Below are 15,834 nucleotides of genomic sequence, written 5' to 3'. Positions count from 1 at the left end.
TTCTGCATTGTGGCACCAAAGGGTTATTTCTGATATTGCTTATGGTTGAATTGCTATCGTTTAGGTAAATTGGTTGTGTTAGGTTTTATAGTTGCCTGCTTTTATCGAAGTAGTGTTCATATTGGTTGTACATAAAAGGGATTTTTATGAGATGTTTACCAGCCTTATTCTTGCTTGCCACGCCGTTTTCATCGCTCGCGATAGATGCTTATCATGTGGAATGCACAAGCTGCTTCACTGAAAGTGAGTTTGTTCAGGTTGCGAAAGAAAATGCTATTGATAAACAGACCATTGTCGTTAATGTGTTTAATGCCGAAAATGCTGACTTACGCAAATACTTAGTTGAGAAAAGTTCGAGAACGGTATGCGATCCAGACGGTAGAGAGCCCGATGCAGAGGGCGGTGTTATCGCTAATTGTTGGCAAGAAAACATTTTGACTGCTAAAAAGCAGGGTTTGATAGATGTTGAGCAGACAAACTTTCATGACTTTTCTTCGGCATTGATAGAGTTCAGGGCGCTGTCAGAAGGCACCTCAGTTAGTATTCCAGAAAAGCTTGTTCCTAGCGGCTATGACTTAGTAGGCGCTTCTTTTCGTCAAAACGATGTTATCGATTACTTTAATGGCCAACCTAGTAAGAACAAAGTTTATGAGAAGCTGATTCACTATATTAATTTGGGTTCAAAAATAAATGATTTAGGTATGACATTCCCAGTACCCGCGATCGCTTTTGAGTTTCCAGATAAAAGTAAGGCCTATGCGATAGTGGACTTTGTCGATATAGATAACAATATCCATTTTAAGTTCTCTAAAGTTATCGATAACAATGGCAATGTAGTGGATTTGAAAGCGCAAAATCCATTCTCCAAGTTTTATGATGTAAGTGGACTTTCTTTACCGTCTTGGCAATCGCTTCATCGCGCACTAGAAGCATACGGGCTGGGGGTGGTTGACGTAAGTAGGCAAGTAGTCCCCCAAGGCGTCATCACTATTATTGATTGTTCAGCGAGTACAGAAACGGTATGTCGGAATCCTAAATAGGAAGCAAGCCGCTTTGCAATAAGAACTGCCACTGGCAGCTCTTTAGCTAGCAAGAAAAGTGGGTATACTGGTTGCCTTCACTCCCCTATGTAATCTATCGAAAACTTAGCCAATCCTTCGTAATAGTGCTTCCCTAAATTCCTGTGGGTTTCTATGTAGTGCTTCGAAATAGGCTACATAAGCCGCATATTTTTGCGTTTGCATAAGTATCCTAGCTAAAACAGGTAGTGATATGAGCATCATGAAGAACCACTTGTACTCATGTTCAAGCACCATGGCGATAAATAAGTAGCTAACTAGATTAAAGAAAATGCTAGCCTTGTTAACTAATACAGCATTAGCTCTGCCTCTAATAACGAGTAAGTTAGCGATGATGAGTGGCAAAGCTATCACTAACTCTATAGACAACAAAAGAATTCCAAAAGTTTGGTTAGAAAACTCACCAACTATGGATTGCAGCGATAGCAATAATAATGGTGCGATAACGCCAGAGCTAATGATTAGCAGCATGATTACTGTTATACCAACCGCAAAAATCCATAGCGAGAAGTCGTATTCATCGAAGAAATTATCGGTCATTTTCACTCAGATCCTCATAGATGCCGATGGCAATAGTTTTTATCGAGCCATCGAATGTGCTTCCTGTAACACTTAAGCTTGCACTGACAGCATTTTTTAGATTTAAAGATACCGCGTTAATGATTGCTTGACTGCCGTAACGCTTTGTTAGTTTTCCTGAATTTGTTAAAGCCTTTAATGTTTGAGTACCAATTCCCGGATGATTTAGTCTTTGAATCTCAAGCGTTAGCCTACGTCTTTCTGGTCGACTAAGTCCTTTTAGTATTGCTGGTAAGGGTTTAGAGGTCGTGACTCGAAGTGTTTGTACCATTTTTATGGTTGTAGCACCTGCTGAAACAGCTCCCCCAAGTGAGATAATATCTAGCGATGTTGTAATAGCTTGATACCATTCTTGGTTATCCAGCCAATCCAGTTGCTGGGGGTTAGTAGGCTCTAAGGTTATGCGTCCCAAGCCATTAATACATTGAAGCCCCGAGGCCACAGCTGCTGCATTTCCTAGGTAGGTAACAATGGTACTAGCACCACCTGTGAGAGGAATTGCTGTAGTGGCGCCAGCAACGACAATCCAGCTTAGTACTGCGGCAGTGCAGCTCAATCCAGTATTTATTAGCTCGCCTGTTAGCTTACTTTCACGGCGTGATGTTTTTAGTTCACTAGCATAGTTTGCGGGTGAGAGTTGTTTTGGTGGTTCTCTTAAAATTAGCCGTATCGGATCTTTACGGCATATTGGAACGAATGGTCTTAATGTGACAACAGTGAATTCATGATCAATGAAAACTACGCCAGCACCTGTAGTATTTGGATCTGAGTCCAATGCTTTGAATATATCAGCAATATTCAATTGGTTTTTAAGGCGTATTTTGAGGCTTTGTTCTCTGTATTCCTGCAGGGGAGAACGTAAAAAAGTCGCAGACATGTTTTATTCCTTTAATCTTTCTCAACCATCCATTGGTTGAAAACGATTCTACGACGAAACCTTTCTATTTTATAGCCGCTAGCTCTTCGAAAACCGATGGTTTCTATTATTTAATACTTACAGTTTATTTAGCATGTATAAAGGAGGGGCATACTAGATTGTTGTCAGGCAAGGTAGTCGGGGAAGTGGGTAAAAGCAAACATGTTGCCGATTGCTTTTACCCACAATGACACCCATAGAAATATTTAGGTTGCTTTGTGAACACCTCTCTTTAGCAATTTAGGTGTGGTTTTTGCAAAGTCGGTGTTAGCTTACTCATAAAATAATCCGTGAAATTACTTTAACAAACATACCGTTTTTATCAAGAAAGGTAACACTGGAAATTCAATATTTTCAAATTCATAGACTTGTTCGTCGTTGGTTAACTCAGCATCTAGACTCTTCATTAGTTCGATAAATGTATCGGGTGTGTCAGTTTCTCTTTGGTATGCGAGCCAAATAAATAACTCTTGAGATTGAAATTCAGTAAACAAAATTTGCCTTATGGATATCTCATGAAATATGTTACCCGGCAATCTAGATTTAATTGATTTTCTTGGAAATTGAAACGTGCCATCTAGATCCGTTATACACTTGTCAACAATTTCGTTGTCATTGTATGTAAGGCTTCTAATAACGGTTTGATTTGGAAGTGGTAGACCGTTGTGCGTCAATCTTCCATTAACATCTGGACATAACTCAACGGTATATTTCTTAAGCATTCCTAGCATGATGATTGCTCCTTGCAATTTAGTTGCTGATTATATGTACTGACCACTACAGACACCCATAGTTAATGGCGTAAATTACAACCTCCGACTATGCTTGATTTGCGCATTTAACAAGGAGGTTGCATGCCAAGGCCTAGACGAACCCTCATTAGTCTCGAAGATACTGCTTACTATCATTGCTGCAGTCGAGTTGTACGACGCGCTTTCTTATGTGGTGATGATAAGTACACTGGCAAAAATTATAATGACCACTACAGACACCCATAGTTAATGACCACTACAGACACCCATAGTTAATGGCGTAAATTACAACCTCCGACTATGCTTGATTTGCGCATTTAACAAGGAGGTTGCATGCCAAGGCCTAGACGAACCCTCATTAGTCTCGAAGATACTGCTTACTATCATTGCTGCAGTCGAGTTGTACGACGCGCTTTCTTATGTGGTGATGATAAGTACACTGGCAAAAATTATGACCACCGCCGTGGTTGGGTAGAAGCTCAAATCTTGAAACTTACCGAAGTATTTGCCATTGACGTGGCAGCCTATGCAGTGATGAGCAACCACCTTCATGTCGTCCTTCATATTGATCTTGAACAAGTTAACGCCTGGTCAGATAGGGATGTCGTATTACAATGGCATAAATTGTTTAAAGGAACTGGCTTAACGCAGAAATTTGCCAAAGGTGAAGTGATTGAAGAGTATGCAGTTGCTCAGCTTAAACATCTGATAGCGACGTATCGCTCGCGCCTTTGCGATATTAGCTGGTTCATGAGGTGTCTAAATGAGCCTATTGCAAGACAAGCTAATCTCGAAGATAACTGTACAGGACACTTCTGGGAAGGGCGGTTTAAATCACAAGCATTACTCGGTGAAGCGGCGGTGTTGGCCTGTATGGCCTATGTAGAACTTAATCCGATACGCGCTAAAATGGCGAGTACGCCAGAAAAGTCGGACTTCACAAGTATCAAACTCAGAGTAAAAGCAGCACTTACAGGAGAGCAACCTAAACGCCTTTTACCATTCATTGGAAATGAACGTGCCAACCAACCCAAAGGTATCGCTTTATCACTGCAAGACTACCTCATACTAGTCGATGAAACAGGCAGAGTGATTCGAGATGACAAGCGGGGCGCTGTTGATTCAAAGGCTTGTGACATACTAAATAGGCTAAATATCCCCTCAGCCAACTGGCTTAAAATTGTCACTGAGTTTGGTCAGTTGTTTCATGGCCCAGTAGGGACATTGGAGGAGTTTAGCCACTACTGTGAACATCTAAATAGGCGAAGGCGACACTTCTCAAGTAGTTGCCAGTTTATGCTAGCTAACTAAGTTTAAACTTTCACATTTCCCGCAACCCTCAGTTCCTTTAGCAGAGTTAACGCCCCGTGCGCTAAAAACAGCAATTAACGCCAGATTTTGCCAATTTAGGCTGATTTATAATACTAACTTTTACTAAGCACAGCATTAGAAGGTACAAATCTAATTCGTCTTTGAGCAGTTAGCAGCAACCTTGTTATATTGTTGATTAATAATGGCTGTCTATAGTCTCGTTTTCTTCTGTGATTGGTGTTCAGCCGATCCGTTCAGAATGCTCGGTAATGTTGTGCATAAATGCGCAAATTCCGATCCGTTCGTACCTCACTGAGCGAAATTTGCGCATTTTCGCACAGTCGCTAGCTTCGCTAGCTCCTCTAGTAAGGACTTTTTACATATATGAAAAAGGAATTTGGGTATGTGGTACAAACACCCGAGATATTTGAATGCTAAAAAGCGCTTTATAAAAGAGTCAAATGCTTCAACTTTGGGTAATTTGTCAAGCCACCTTCCTAAAATCATTTTTATTTGTGGTGGTGATGAAAAAAAGTGCCATAACAGAGAAAAGATCGAGTCTTATTTGGATCGGTACCATAGTAAATTACTGCATTTTCGGGCTGAATACGCTTGGGCGGAGATGTCTAGTGTCGTAAGTAAGAGCAATACTAACGCCCTAGACTTAGAGAAGTGGCTAGCTGGTTTCTCGGACGCTGTCGTTATCCTTGTTGAGTCATTCGGTACAGTTGCAGAGCTCGGGGCATTCTCAATTAGTGACCCGCTCAGAAAAAAATTATTGCCAATATTAGACAAGAAGTTCCAAAATGATGACTCGTTTATTAATACAGGGCCTATCAGGTGGGTTGATAATGATTCTGTTTATAAGCCGAGTGTTTATACCGACTTCTCTACGATCCTAACCTGTATGCCTGAAGTCGTTTCAAGGCTTGAAGCCAAGACCGTTTATAAATCAAGAGATTTAGAAGACCGGTTTGGAAACCTTGAGTTTTCACGTAAAGAGTTAATGTTTTTTATCCTCTATATAGTTACAGCTTTAGGGCCTATTTCTGCGAAAGAGATTTGTGATATATCTCACAGCATTATTGATTACGGCAAAGGGGCAAAACATAAAAATGAGATATCTTTTATCTTGTCACTATGTATTGCGTTGCGGTTGGTAGAATTTACGGTTATAGATGAAACAAAGCTATTTACTTGTGTCGACTATGTGAAACTATACCGCCATGAATCGACGAAGAGAGCATTAAGGTTATCGCAACATCTAAGAGCTAGATGCCTTTCTGATCTTTTGTTAATACCAGAATTTAATGAAACTTTGAGGAAGGTTGATAAGAATGTTGCTTGAGTATCTATCGAATACTTTACTTCTAGAAAAGTCATACATAGCAGATATTGCAGATACAGCATCTCAAAGATATAAGTTATTTCACGTTAAGAAGAAGTCTGGCGGACAACGAACAATTCTTCATCCTGCTAGAGAATTAAAAGCTCTTCAAAGAGTTATTCATGATGATATATTGAATTCTCTTCCTCTTCATGAATCGGCATTTGCATACCGTAAAAATATTAGTCTACTTAATCATGCAAAAGTTCATGCTGGTGGGAGCTTTGTTTTGAGGATGGATTTTAGTAACTTTTTTGAGTCCATATTACGTGATGATGTTGTGATTTTTGTCGAACAAAATAAGAGTTTGATGGGGGATGGTTGGTGCAGTGAAGATACGGAACTCTTCACTAAACTAGTTTGTTTCGGGAACTCGCTAACAATTGGTTCTGTTACTTCACCTTCGTTATCAAATGTAATGTGCTACGGGTTAGATGAGAAGCTTAAAAAATTATCTTACGCACATGATGTAAAATATTCTCGCTATGCAGATGATTTATATTTTTCGACACATAGGCCAAATGTATTAAGAAAGATACAGCTTGAGGTTGTAAAAATCGTTAGGCAAATTAGTTTACCTAGCAATTTATCAATAAATACATCCAAAACTCATCATACTTCACGGAAAAAGAAAATGGCCGTTACTGGCTTGACTCTTACTACTGATGGTAGTGTTTCTATTGGTCGTGAAATGAAGAGGAAGTTGAGAGCAATGATTTTTTCTTGGGAGAAGTTGAATGGTAAGGAAAAGAAGTTTTTAGTTGGATATTTATCTTTCTGTTCGTCAGTAGAGCCGGAGTTTATAAATTCTCTATGTAGAAAGTATGGAGCAGAACTGATTACTAAAATCCAGCGATCGATTTTAAAGTAGTTTAATTCAAACTAGCATTGGAAGTTTTAAGGCCTCATTTTGGCTATTTTACATCGGTAATAGCATACGAAAATCCCAGTTATTCCTCCTTTAAGACACACAACACCACCCCAAATTAAAAATAATTGAAATTATTTTTTAGTCATTTAAGCCATCTATTTTCCCTCAAAATTATAACTTTCTCTGAAAACATCATTTTTCACCTATACGTAACCGATTGAAAAATAGACACTCTTAAAAAAGTCCTCGCGATTCGCATTGGTAAGCCGCTTGTTCTTTGGCTCTAGCTAGCATAGCGATTTCATCATTTAGTGCATAACAGTAACCAAAGATGAACAGTGTCAGTAGGAGTATCGCGAATAATGCGTGAGCTTTTTTGTTGTTCAATAGTTTCATAATTCATAGTTATCTTGTGCTCACAAGTAAGCGTTATTCTTTAAAGGTCGTTGTTGATTGACGCATCAGTATTTGTACTATCAGTTTTGTGTCAGTACTTCGGTATTGTTGATTGACCTGCTCTGCTAACTCTAATGCATTAAGCTCAGTTGATTTTGCTCTAAGTGATATATCTGCGCCATGTGCTATTAGAAACTTCACTGAAGAAAAATCCTGATTTAAGATTGCCGCATGCAATGGTGTTAAACCTAGCCCATCAATATGGTTAATACCGTCGATATTTACGCCTTTGTTTATAAAATACTCAGCCAAGGCGAGTTTTTTTTGCTGATTATTACCTGCCAATATGAAGCTAAGTCCCGTGGTTTTCGATAACTCCTCAGCATAGGCTTCGCCCCCTAGATTCGTAAGTTGAAATTCACATATGAAAGGCGGCAAGTAATACCCGCTCGCATCATCGCTACAGACGATAAGCTCCTCTACTGACATATTGTATAGATTGTAAGAGGTTGCTATAGCTGTAGAACACAATATGAGCGACATTAAAACTGCTATTTTTTTCATTAGCGTATTTACCCTAGGCCGAGTTGTTTTTCGATAGCCGGCGTTAATATAAAAGCAATTTGCTGGTTTTGCTTGTCATTGATGTTACTGAGACCTGTCGCTAAAAGTTGAAATTTGGTTTTAAATCGCCTTGCGAGTTCATTACGAACAGCAACGTAGATCTTCACATTTTTTAGATCGTTTATCGTGGCATATTTAAACCAATGTTTAGCAGCATTTTTGGTGAAATCTTGGATTACTTTTTGTGTCGATGTGGTTGGGTTGGCAGTAGCTCTAAACAGTGCTTCTACGTAACCTATTGAGTAGCTTGCATCAATAGCACTGACCAGCAATGCTTGGGTAAACTCTTTGATAGAGTCATTGATTGTTAGATTGTCTATCAGATCGACTGGCATGCGATTAAAGATGAATTTAAGTACTAATTTAGTTTCTTCGCTAGTTAAAATGAGTTCGTCTTGTGTAAAGGTTCTTAAGTAGATAGGTCTAGTCATGGCTCATCCTTGATATGACTCTAAGAAACAGAGTGTTCTAACTCTAAATGGAGAGGCTGAAAGCTGCTTATTTTCAAGCTCGTAAACTTGCTCTTCAGTAGTCAATTCAGCGTTTAACTTACTCATTAATCGAATAAATACTTTTGGGGTATCAGTTTCTCTTTGGCATGCGAGCCAAATAAATAACTCTTGAGATTGAAATTCAGTAAATAAAATTTGCCTTATGGATATCTCATGAAATACGTTACCCGGCAATCTAGATTTAATTGATTTTTTTGGAAATTTAAACGTGCCATCTAGACCCGTTATACATTTGTCAACAATTTCGTCGTCATTGTACGTAAGGCTTCTAATAACGGTTTGACTTTGAAGAGGCAGATTGTTGTGAGTTAATCTTCCTTGAACCTCAGGGCATAACTCGACGGTATATGTCTTTCGTAGCATTCCTAGCATGATGATTGCTCCTTGCAGTTACTTCAATGCACAAAGAGCTCTAATAATTAACGGGTAAGCAGGCGCTTCAACATTGGCTAATTCATACACTTGTTCTTCATTAGATATATCTGAAACGAGATTACGTAAGTGCAGTTTGCAAATTTCTGGACAAGAAATGTCATGTTGGTTTGTTGCCCAAATATAAGTTTCTTCTTTGTGATTAGAGAGAGTAAACTCAATCACCTGCCTCACTACCGGCTCATGGAAAATATTTCCAGGAAGGCGAGATTTGATAGACTTTTTATCAAAATGAAACTCACCATCAGCATTAGTTAAGCAATTATCTGAATACTCTTCATCAGCGTAGGTTAAGCTGCGTTCTATAAGAAGGTTTTCTATTGGGGTACCATCTTTAGAGATTCTTCCATGAACCTCAGGGCATAACTCGACGGTATATGTTTTTCGTAGTATTCCTAGCATTCCTAGCATGATGATTGCTCCTTGCAATTCAGTTGATGATTATATGTACCGCATATTGCCATGTAAACTTATTTCTTAATTACGTATAGACTCTGTTTAGTTGCTAATAAATAAAGATAATTTTGTAATTGAAGTAATACTTGTAGGCGTAGAATAAAGGCCCGAGTGATGAATATTGAAGACCTCAACGTCAGTGAATTTGTGCCCCAGTTTAAGTACGTTTTTGCTGTCAGTTATTTTGGCTGGCTGGGGAGATGTTGACGCGGTTTCGACCTGTAGCCTTGGCTTGGTAGAGTGCTTTGTCGGTACGTTCTATTAACTCTTTGTAAGACTCTTTGCCTTTTTCGCCCACACCAAAGCTTGATGTCACTTTGATTGCATAGGGCCAGCGATGATCTTCAATGAGCTCACGCAGTGATTGTGCCAGTTGGTAGGCATCGGCCAATCTTGTGTTGGGACACAGGAGCAAGAACTCCTCGCCACCCCAGCGGCATAAAAAATCGCTGGTTCTGATGTGCTCGCTAATAACGCGAACAATAAGCTGTAGCACTTCATCTCCTGCATTATGCCCATGGGTATCATTGATTATTTTAAAATGATCGATATCGAACATAATGATTGAGACAAGTGGCATATCGTTGGCGAGTACTTTTCCAATCCCGTGTCGATTCAAGGCGCCGGTTAATGCGTCTCTCTCTACCTGAGTTTTTAATGCCGCGGCCTCATCATTTAGCAGCTGGTTTAATTGTTTTAATTCGTAGGCTCGTTGCAGGGCGTTAGCCAGTTTGGCCTTCGCGCGAAAGATGTTAACACACACTCCGGTACACGCGGCCAGCAGCCACATGATAATCAGGCTACGATAAACAGCGGTGTCGCTAAATCGCTTACCAATAAATTCAATGCTTTCTATTCTAATTAAGTATTTACCGGGCTTTATGTTATTACCTGTTGCAAATTCTAGCTCGACAACATTGTCCAACTCAGGGGCAATCATATCGATCGGTAACTGCTTTTCTACTAACCACCATGTGGGAACCTGTAACGCTGAAAGTGGGATAGTAATATGACGTTGTGCGACAGTGGGCCAATATTCAATGCCACTATATTTCCATGAGGCTTCATCATTAATAGAAGAGTAGTGAGGGTTAAAGCTTCGCAGATGCAGTCTAAATCCCGATAATGGCTGGCGTTGATTTAAATAATAGGCAGACACCTTAACGGACGTAAACTGGGTTAGGTCGATCGTATTGGCCACAGTGTGTGTGGCATCTAACCCAAAGCTGAATGATAACTCGCAAAAAGGCCATGGATAATCGGATGCAATGATGTCACATTCAAACAGGTAATGGTCATCAAATTCAAATAGCTTAGCGACTGAAGCACCGTTTTGGCTGCTGTCAGTGATAATATATTCTGGAAAACTGCTGTTTACATCAATTAGCAAGCTTTTGTTGAGGAAATATCGATGCAAAAACAGCACGCTAATCGTTATCAAGATTAACAAGACAATAACCAGATTATCTTTACCTTCTCTTTGCATAAAACTCACCTATATCGCAGGTAACCGCCACGATAGTAACAATGCAATTAGCTTAAGCTTAGTTGAGCATGCTCAAAGCGACAAAATGTGTTCTTAGCTGCGGCTGAATTTTTTTGTGGGCAATTATAGTGATGAAAATGATATCAATGGTTAAGCACAATTCTCATGGATGATGCTTAAAATGCCGCTTCCCGACAGCGAGTTAATAAGTGTTGGTGCGTTAGTGGTTATTTGAGTTTAGTGGGTAGTAGTGAATAACAACATCACTAAGGTTCAAGGCAAAGCGGCGATAAAGCTAGGCCTTCATGATATAGAGGAGCTATTTTGTCCATTAGCTTGACATTCTCACCTTATTTTCAAGCTGTTAGGTCGACGAATCAGAGTGTTATTTTTCGTAAATCATTGTTTATCTACGACTAATGTCTGAGTCCTAAAATGCGTTTATTGGTCGCTATGCCTGCGTCCTTCAGTTAAGGTGCCTCTAATCTATTTTGTAGTCCACTCGGTTGCGGGTGAGTAATAGGGTTGATATGAGCAGTACTTCTGAGTCAGTAGGTGCGCCAAATGGTGCAGCGAATAGCGCGGGTGACGATCATAGCGCGGGTGACGATCAAAGTTATCAGCAGCAACATCGTGCCAGTTCAACATTTGAATCCCGTGAGGCGTACTTAGAGCATGAGCTAACTATCATGCAGCCTAAGCGTTGGCGAGCTAACCTGCCTGGGCGAGATTATCGCTTTGAGCCTGAAGACTCGATTGCGGCGATGGCGGCCACCATTGGTAAAGTGGTAATGGTTGGGGCAATTGCGACGACCTTTGCGACATCGCTAGGGCTACAAGAAAGCTTTATTTTAGAAAATGTCCGTTATGAGTTGATCATTGCTGCATTTTTTATCGTGGTGTTTTCTGGTTTTATCCTACCCACTGCTAACTTAGCCGGTACCCACGGCCCGCTTATTCCGATTATTCCGATTGTGGTTGCCGCTGGTGGCCACCCGATGGCATTTGGCCTGCTGATTGGTGCGCTTGGGTTAATACTGGCCATTAGTAAGGGGGGCAGTTTACTGGCTAATTTGACCAGTAAAGGGGTATGTGGAGGCTTACTGCTTTACCTCGGCTTTGTGGGGACGGCCTCACAGGTGAAAAAGCTGTATGCGTGGGCTGAAAGCATTGAGATGGCGCATATCGCCTTTGTCGTGATATTTTGCACTATCATTTTGTATGCCTTGCTTGAACACTGGCGTAAACGTTGGCTGGCTGTGCCATTGAGCTGTTTGCTCGGCGGCACCTTAGCATTTGCTATGGGCGCTCCCTTTGAGTTTCAAACCGCGCCGGGTTTACCAAACATGAATCCGATGTATTGGTGGGGGGAAGACTCAGGTTGGATGTTAGGCTTACCCACGATTGAGAGTTTTATGGTGGTGTTGCCGTTTGCGATTTTAGCCGTTGCTATGTGGTCACCTGACTTTCTAGGCCATCAGGTGTTTCAAAAAATCAATTATCCACCGCGCACTGAGCGAGTGCATATGAGTATTGATGACACTATGACCAGTGCATCGTTCCGTCAAACTGTCGGCTCTTTACTTGGTGGGGCTAACTTCACTTCGTCATGGGGCACCTATATTGTGCCAGCGGCAATTGCTAAGCGACCCATTCCAGCTGGCGCCTTATTAACGGCACTGTTTTGTGTTATCGCTGCACTGTGGGGATATCCAATGGACTTGGCTATCTGGGAGCCGGTGTTATGTGTTGCGCTGGTGGTGGGGGTGTTTATTCCGCTACTTGAAGCGGGGATGGAGATGACCCGCGAGGGCAAAACGACGCAGTCTGCCGCGATTGTGGTGTTCTCATCGGTGTTGGTTAACCCTGCTTTTGGCTGGTCATTGACCATGCTGTTAGACAATTTAGGCTTAATTGGTTGTAAAGACCGGAGTGCAAAACTGACCAAGATGAATCGTTGGATAGTGCCGAGTATTATGTTTGTCATCCTCACTAGCGTGATGGCGATGGTGGGCTTATTACCCGGCATACCTGCGCTGATCTCAGGCTTAAATTAGTAATGATGATCCACGGTTAACCTGTTGGGTTTACTTCAAGTTATAAAATGTAACTTTATAAAATATAAGTAGTAAAGCCTTACTGTTATTTATTGCTGTTAGAATAATTGTTTGAATTTAATAAGCATTGGTTTAGGTTTTATTGTTCTTGTTTTGTAGCCGTGGTGGTTATTTTTATAATTTTTTCCTAATTTAGCTTGTTTTTAAGGTGTAGGTAGCTAGGTTATTAACGCTTTAAAAAGGCCGTTGGCAATATTCTTATTACCATTGGCCTTTTAAAAGAGATTTAAACAGATTTGTAAATTAACTTGTTCAGAATTTATACTATTTCAATGTCGCCATGGCTACAAAAGAAAGGTTTCTATCACTTGCGGAACCATTTCCACCGCCAGTTTTTATTTTACATTTAGTATTGTTTATCGCAATTAAGGTACAGTTGTCTTCGGTACTGCCACCTGAGCTTGAAAAATCAGACCAGCCAGGATAATTTTGTGTTGCAATGACTGCAGGTGATGAACTAAATGTACCTGAGTTAAACGCGCAACTATATTCACCTGTATCATCGTGAATTGCGATAAAACCATCACCTGAGTGTATGGTGCCGTCAGCATTGATATCACCTGTTGCCATTTTTCTTGTCGTGCTCGTTGACGCAAAGGATGGGTCGCAAGCAATAAAGCAAAAATTTCTATCTGATGCTGAACCATTGCCGCCACCTGTTTTAATCAGCACTTGTTGTTTTTTTACTGCAACAACGACAGCGTTATCATGGGTGCTGCCACCATCACTATTAAACTGGTCCCACTCTGGGTAATTCTGCAATACTGTAATCACCGGAGGCTCACTAAAAGGTTGGCTGAAGGTGATTAAATAAAGCCCTGTGTCAATTTTGGTTGTGAAAAAGTCCGGGTAATCATCAACATTGGTGCCATCAGCATTAACAAGACCTGAGACTAAACCGACATCAGTTTCAGTTTCTCGAGAGTCGATTGCTAGGATAGAGAAATTTCTATTAGAGACCTCCCCACTGCTATTACCAGTTTTGACTTTAACTTTGGTTTTATCGACGGCTATAATTGTGCAGTTATCTATGGTGCTTCCCCCTTTGGAGCTAAAATCACCCCAGCTGGGGTGGTTTTGTGTTAACAAAATACTTGGTACTTTTGAAAATGCTTCGGCGAAAGTAATCTCGTATATCCCAGTGCTTTCTTTAATTACCGAGACGTAGTTACCTGAGTAGAGTGTTCCATCAGCATTAATGTTACCACCAATAATAGTATTCATAATTTAGTGCTCTCCTTTTCAGTTTTATTTAAGCCACTTTGATTTTTATTCAATGTAGCCGTCGGGATCCTGTGTTAAATTTTTTAGCCTTGTTAAAGTATGGCTTGTAAATTTTCTTGATTAACTTTTTGTGGGCGTCATTTTAAAGTAGATTGTCAATTTTGTTATTACAAGTTTTTAATGTTTTAATGTTTTAATGTTTTAATGTTTTATGATTGGTGGAAGTTGGTGTTTTTGTTATTTATATTTTTTCTGTGATGATGATGTTGTCTGGTTATATTGGTTTTGGTTTAAAACTTTTTTGTTAGCTGTAACGGATTTTGTTGGTCTTTAGTCTTATCCCATTTAATATATGCTTCAATATGTTCTCGCATTGTTTCGTATTATTAGTGGGTTTCTACTTGGCCACTTGTCAACATTGCTTAACATTGAGATTCGGCTAAAAAGTCAGTTTATTTGAACAGTTTCCATCGAATACTGGTTGCGGGCTAGTTTTATTTTTCCCTTATAGAGTGAAAAACTGAAGAAGTACATGCTATATCCACTATTAGTCGTCTCTAATAGTGTTATGGCCAAAGATAATATTGAACCCGTCCCAGAAGTGACCGATGACATTGAGCGTATTCAAGTTAAACGCTTATGGTAACCCTATCGTGATAGTGAGCCACTGATTGATACACCGCAAGCGATAGATAGAATGCCCGCTGATACGCTAGATAAAGAAGGTATTATCCGCGCTATAAATGCACTGGATAGCTTACCGACGAGTACTGTCAGCTAGAATAGTTAAACCCCTGTGTTTGACTATTACTAACGGCGCTATGGCGATAGCTGTTTTACTCGCATAGCATCAGTGCCGATCCTTTGCAGTTGTTACTCACTGCACACTCAATTAAAGAAATGCGCTTACTGATATCGATGTGATATGTTATAACGTATTGTGTTGGGGTGTAGCTTGATCTTTTGGCGGATGCTACTTAGGTAATGAAAGCGCTAATTGGGAGGAATTATGGGGGTTGTGTTAACTAAGCCGACAAAGCAAGTAGCAGTGATGGCGCAAAGCCAACTGCAAACATGCAGCAAGGCAAAGCTGCCGAAGGTGTTGACCGATATTTATCAAGACAAAATTAATATTGCATTATGGCAACGCAGCTTTAGTGATGACATGGCCGCTGCCATTACTGAGTTTGTCGCCGGCAATCCGCGATTTAGCAAATCAATGACAGTCAGTGCTGACAGCGTCTACCAGCTGTTGGATGAAGCCACTGATGGCAGCGCACCGGAATCGTTGCTCGCTGATATTACTGAGTTAGTTGATATGTTCTGTTGCTTGTTTGAACTCAACCAAGTTGGCCTTCGCATTGCGGTTATTGAGGGGGTGATGTGCCCTCGTTTTCATGTTGATAAAGTGCCTTGTCGGTTAGTGACGACTTATCATGGAGTTGCCACTGAATGGTTGCCAAATCACGCTGTAGATAGAAGTAAGCTAGGTCATGGCAGTAACGGTTTAGCCGATGCAGAATCGGGTCTCTATGGCGCGGATTGTCAGATTGAGCAACTGAGTTATGGTGATGTGGCCTTGCTTAAGGGGCAATCTTGGTTAGGCAATGAAGATACCGCTCTAGTGCATCGCTCACCAATTAATACAGCTGGTGGCGCAAGGCTATTGATGACACTCGATTTTGCTTAAAG

15 protein-coding genes and 1 pseudogene are annotated in these 15,834 nt (G+C 40.5%); 7 read left to right on the top strand and 9 right to left on the bottom strand.

The window, feature by feature from the left end:
* Positions 1-146: 146 nt before the first annotated feature.
* Complete coding sequence (locus tag ACHUFW_RS11180; RefSeq protein ID WP_394203083.1) at positions 147-1,040, top strand: hypothetical protein; 894 nt, start codon at positions 147-149, stop codon at positions 1,038-1,040.
* 105 nt (positions 1,041-1,145) lie between these two features.
* Here ACHUFW_RS11180 and ACHUFW_RS11175 read toward each other — a convergent pair whose 3' ends face one another.
* The 3 genes from ACHUFW_RS11175 to ACHUFW_RS11165 all read right to left on the bottom strand — a co-directional run bounded on the left by ACHUFW_RS11175 (position 1,146) and on the right by ACHUFW_RS11165 (position 3,296).
* A complete protein-coding gene (locus ACHUFW_RS11175) occupies positions 1,146-1,625 on the bottom strand; it encodes a hypothetical protein (RefSeq protein WP_394203082.1) in 480 nt (159 codons plus the stop codon).
* On the bottom strand, positions 1,609-2,535 hold the full coding sequence (locus ACHUFW_RS11170; RefSeq protein WP_394203081.1) for a hypothetical protein: 927 nt from the start codon (positions 2,533-2,535) through the stop codon (positions 1,609-1,611). Before ACHUFW_RS11170 ends, ACHUFW_RS11175 begins: the two co-directional genes overlap by 17 nt.
* A gap of 335 nt (positions 2,536-2,870) precedes the next feature.
* Positions 2,871-3,296 carry a DUF6795 domain-containing protein gene (locus tag ACHUFW_RS11165; protein ID WP_394203397.1) on the bottom strand — a complete coding sequence of 142 codons (426 nt, stop codon included), beginning with the start codon at positions 3,294-3,296 and terminating at the stop codon, positions 2,871-2,873.
* Between the two features lie 132 nt (positions 3,297-3,428).
* Between ACHUFW_RS11165 and ACHUFW_RS11160 the strand changes: the two are divergent.
* The 4 genes and pseudogenes from ACHUFW_RS11160 to ACHUFW_RS11145 all read left to right on the top strand — a co-directional run.
* Positions 3,429-3,563 (top strand): annotated as a pseudogene (locus ACHUFW_RS11160) (transposase); the annotation flags it as partial.
* A 96-nt stretch (positions 3,564-3,659) separates the two neighbouring features.
* Positions 3,660-4,637: a transposase gene (locus ACHUFW_RS11155; protein WP_394203079.1), complete on the top strand. Its 978-nt coding sequence runs from the start codon at positions 3,660-3,662 to the stop codon at positions 4,635-4,637.
* A 403-nt stretch (positions 4,638-5,040) separates the two neighbouring features.
* On the top strand, positions 5,041-5,985 hold the full coding sequence (locus ACHUFW_RS11150; RefSeq protein ID WP_394203077.1) for a retron St85 family effector protein: 945 nt from the start codon (positions 5,041-5,043) through the stop codon (positions 5,983-5,985).
* Positions 5,975-6,895, top strand: a complete 921-nt coding sequence (locus ACHUFW_RS11145) for a retron St85 family RNA-directed DNA polymerase (RefSeq protein WP_394203075.1) — start codon at positions 5,975-5,977, stop codon at positions 6,893-6,895. The genes ACHUFW_RS11150 and ACHUFW_RS11145 overlap by 11 nt, the downstream gene beginning before the upstream one ends.
* Positions 6,896-7,324: 429 nt before the next feature.
* Here ACHUFW_RS11145 and ACHUFW_RS11140 read toward each other — a convergent pair whose 3' ends face one another.
* The 5 genes from ACHUFW_RS11140 to ACHUFW_RS11120 form a co-directional block, all read right to left on the bottom strand.
* On the bottom strand, positions 7,325-7,855 hold the full coding sequence (locus tag ACHUFW_RS11140) for an ankyrin repeat domain-containing protein (protein WP_394203073.1): 531 nt from the start codon (positions 7,853-7,855) through the stop codon (positions 7,325-7,327).
* An 8-nt stretch (positions 7,856-7,863) separates the two neighbouring features.
* Positions 7,864-8,346 (bottom strand): hypothetical protein, encoded by a 483-nt coding sequence (locus ACHUFW_RS11135; protein WP_394203071.1) that lies wholly within the window; start codon positions 8,344-8,346, stop codon positions 7,864-7,866.
* A 3-nt stretch (positions 8,347-8,349) separates the two neighbouring features.
* A complete protein-coding gene (locus ACHUFW_RS11130) occupies positions 8,350-8,799 on the bottom strand; it encodes a DUF6795 domain-containing protein (protein ID WP_394203070.1) in 450 nt (149 codons plus the stop codon).
* A gap of 18 nt (positions 8,800-8,817) precedes the next feature.
* Entirely contained in the window at positions 8,818-9,270 is a 453-nt protein-coding gene (locus ACHUFW_RS11125) for a DUF6795 domain-containing protein (protein WP_394203068.1), read from the bottom strand.
* 220 nt (positions 9,271-9,490) lie between these two features.
* Positions 9,491-10,801 carry a GGDEF domain-containing protein gene (locus ACHUFW_RS11120; RefSeq protein ID WP_394203066.1) on the bottom strand — a complete coding sequence of 437 codons (1,311 nt, stop codon included), beginning with the start codon at positions 10,799-10,801 and terminating at the stop codon, positions 9,491-9,493.
* Positions 10,802-11,331: 530 nt separating this feature from the next.
* Between ACHUFW_RS11120 and ACHUFW_RS11115 the strand changes: the two genes are divergently transcribed.
* Positions 11,332-12,858, top strand: coding sequence for a DUF3360 family protein (locus ACHUFW_RS11115; RefSeq protein ID WP_394203064.1), 1,527 nt, complete (start codon positions 11,332-11,334; stop codon positions 12,856-12,858).
* Positions 12,859-13,182: 324 nt separating this feature from the next.
* On the opposite strand, the gene ACHUFW_RS11110 is transcribed toward ACHUFW_RS11115, so the two are convergent.
* Complete coding sequence (locus tag ACHUFW_RS11110; protein WP_394203062.1) at positions 13,183-14,142, bottom strand: hypothetical protein; 960 nt, start codon at positions 14,140-14,142, stop codon at positions 13,183-13,185.
* A gap of 1,009 nt (positions 14,143-15,151) precedes the next feature.
* Between ACHUFW_RS11110 and ACHUFW_RS11105 the strand changes: the two genes are divergently transcribed.
* A complete protein-coding gene (locus ACHUFW_RS11105) occupies positions 15,152-15,832 on the top strand; it encodes a DUF1826 domain-containing protein (protein WP_394203060.1) in 681 nt (226 codons plus the stop codon).
* Positions 15,833-15,834: the final 2 nt, after the last annotated feature.

Origin of the sequence: Shewanella waksmanii, assembly GCF_043643685.1 — a bacterium.
In the GTDB taxonomy this organism is placed as follows: Bacteria; Pseudomonadota; Gammaproteobacteria; order Enterobacterales; family Shewanellaceae; genus Shewanella; species Shewanella waksmanii_A.
This window is presented reverse-complemented; position numbering and strand designations above follow the sequence as displayed.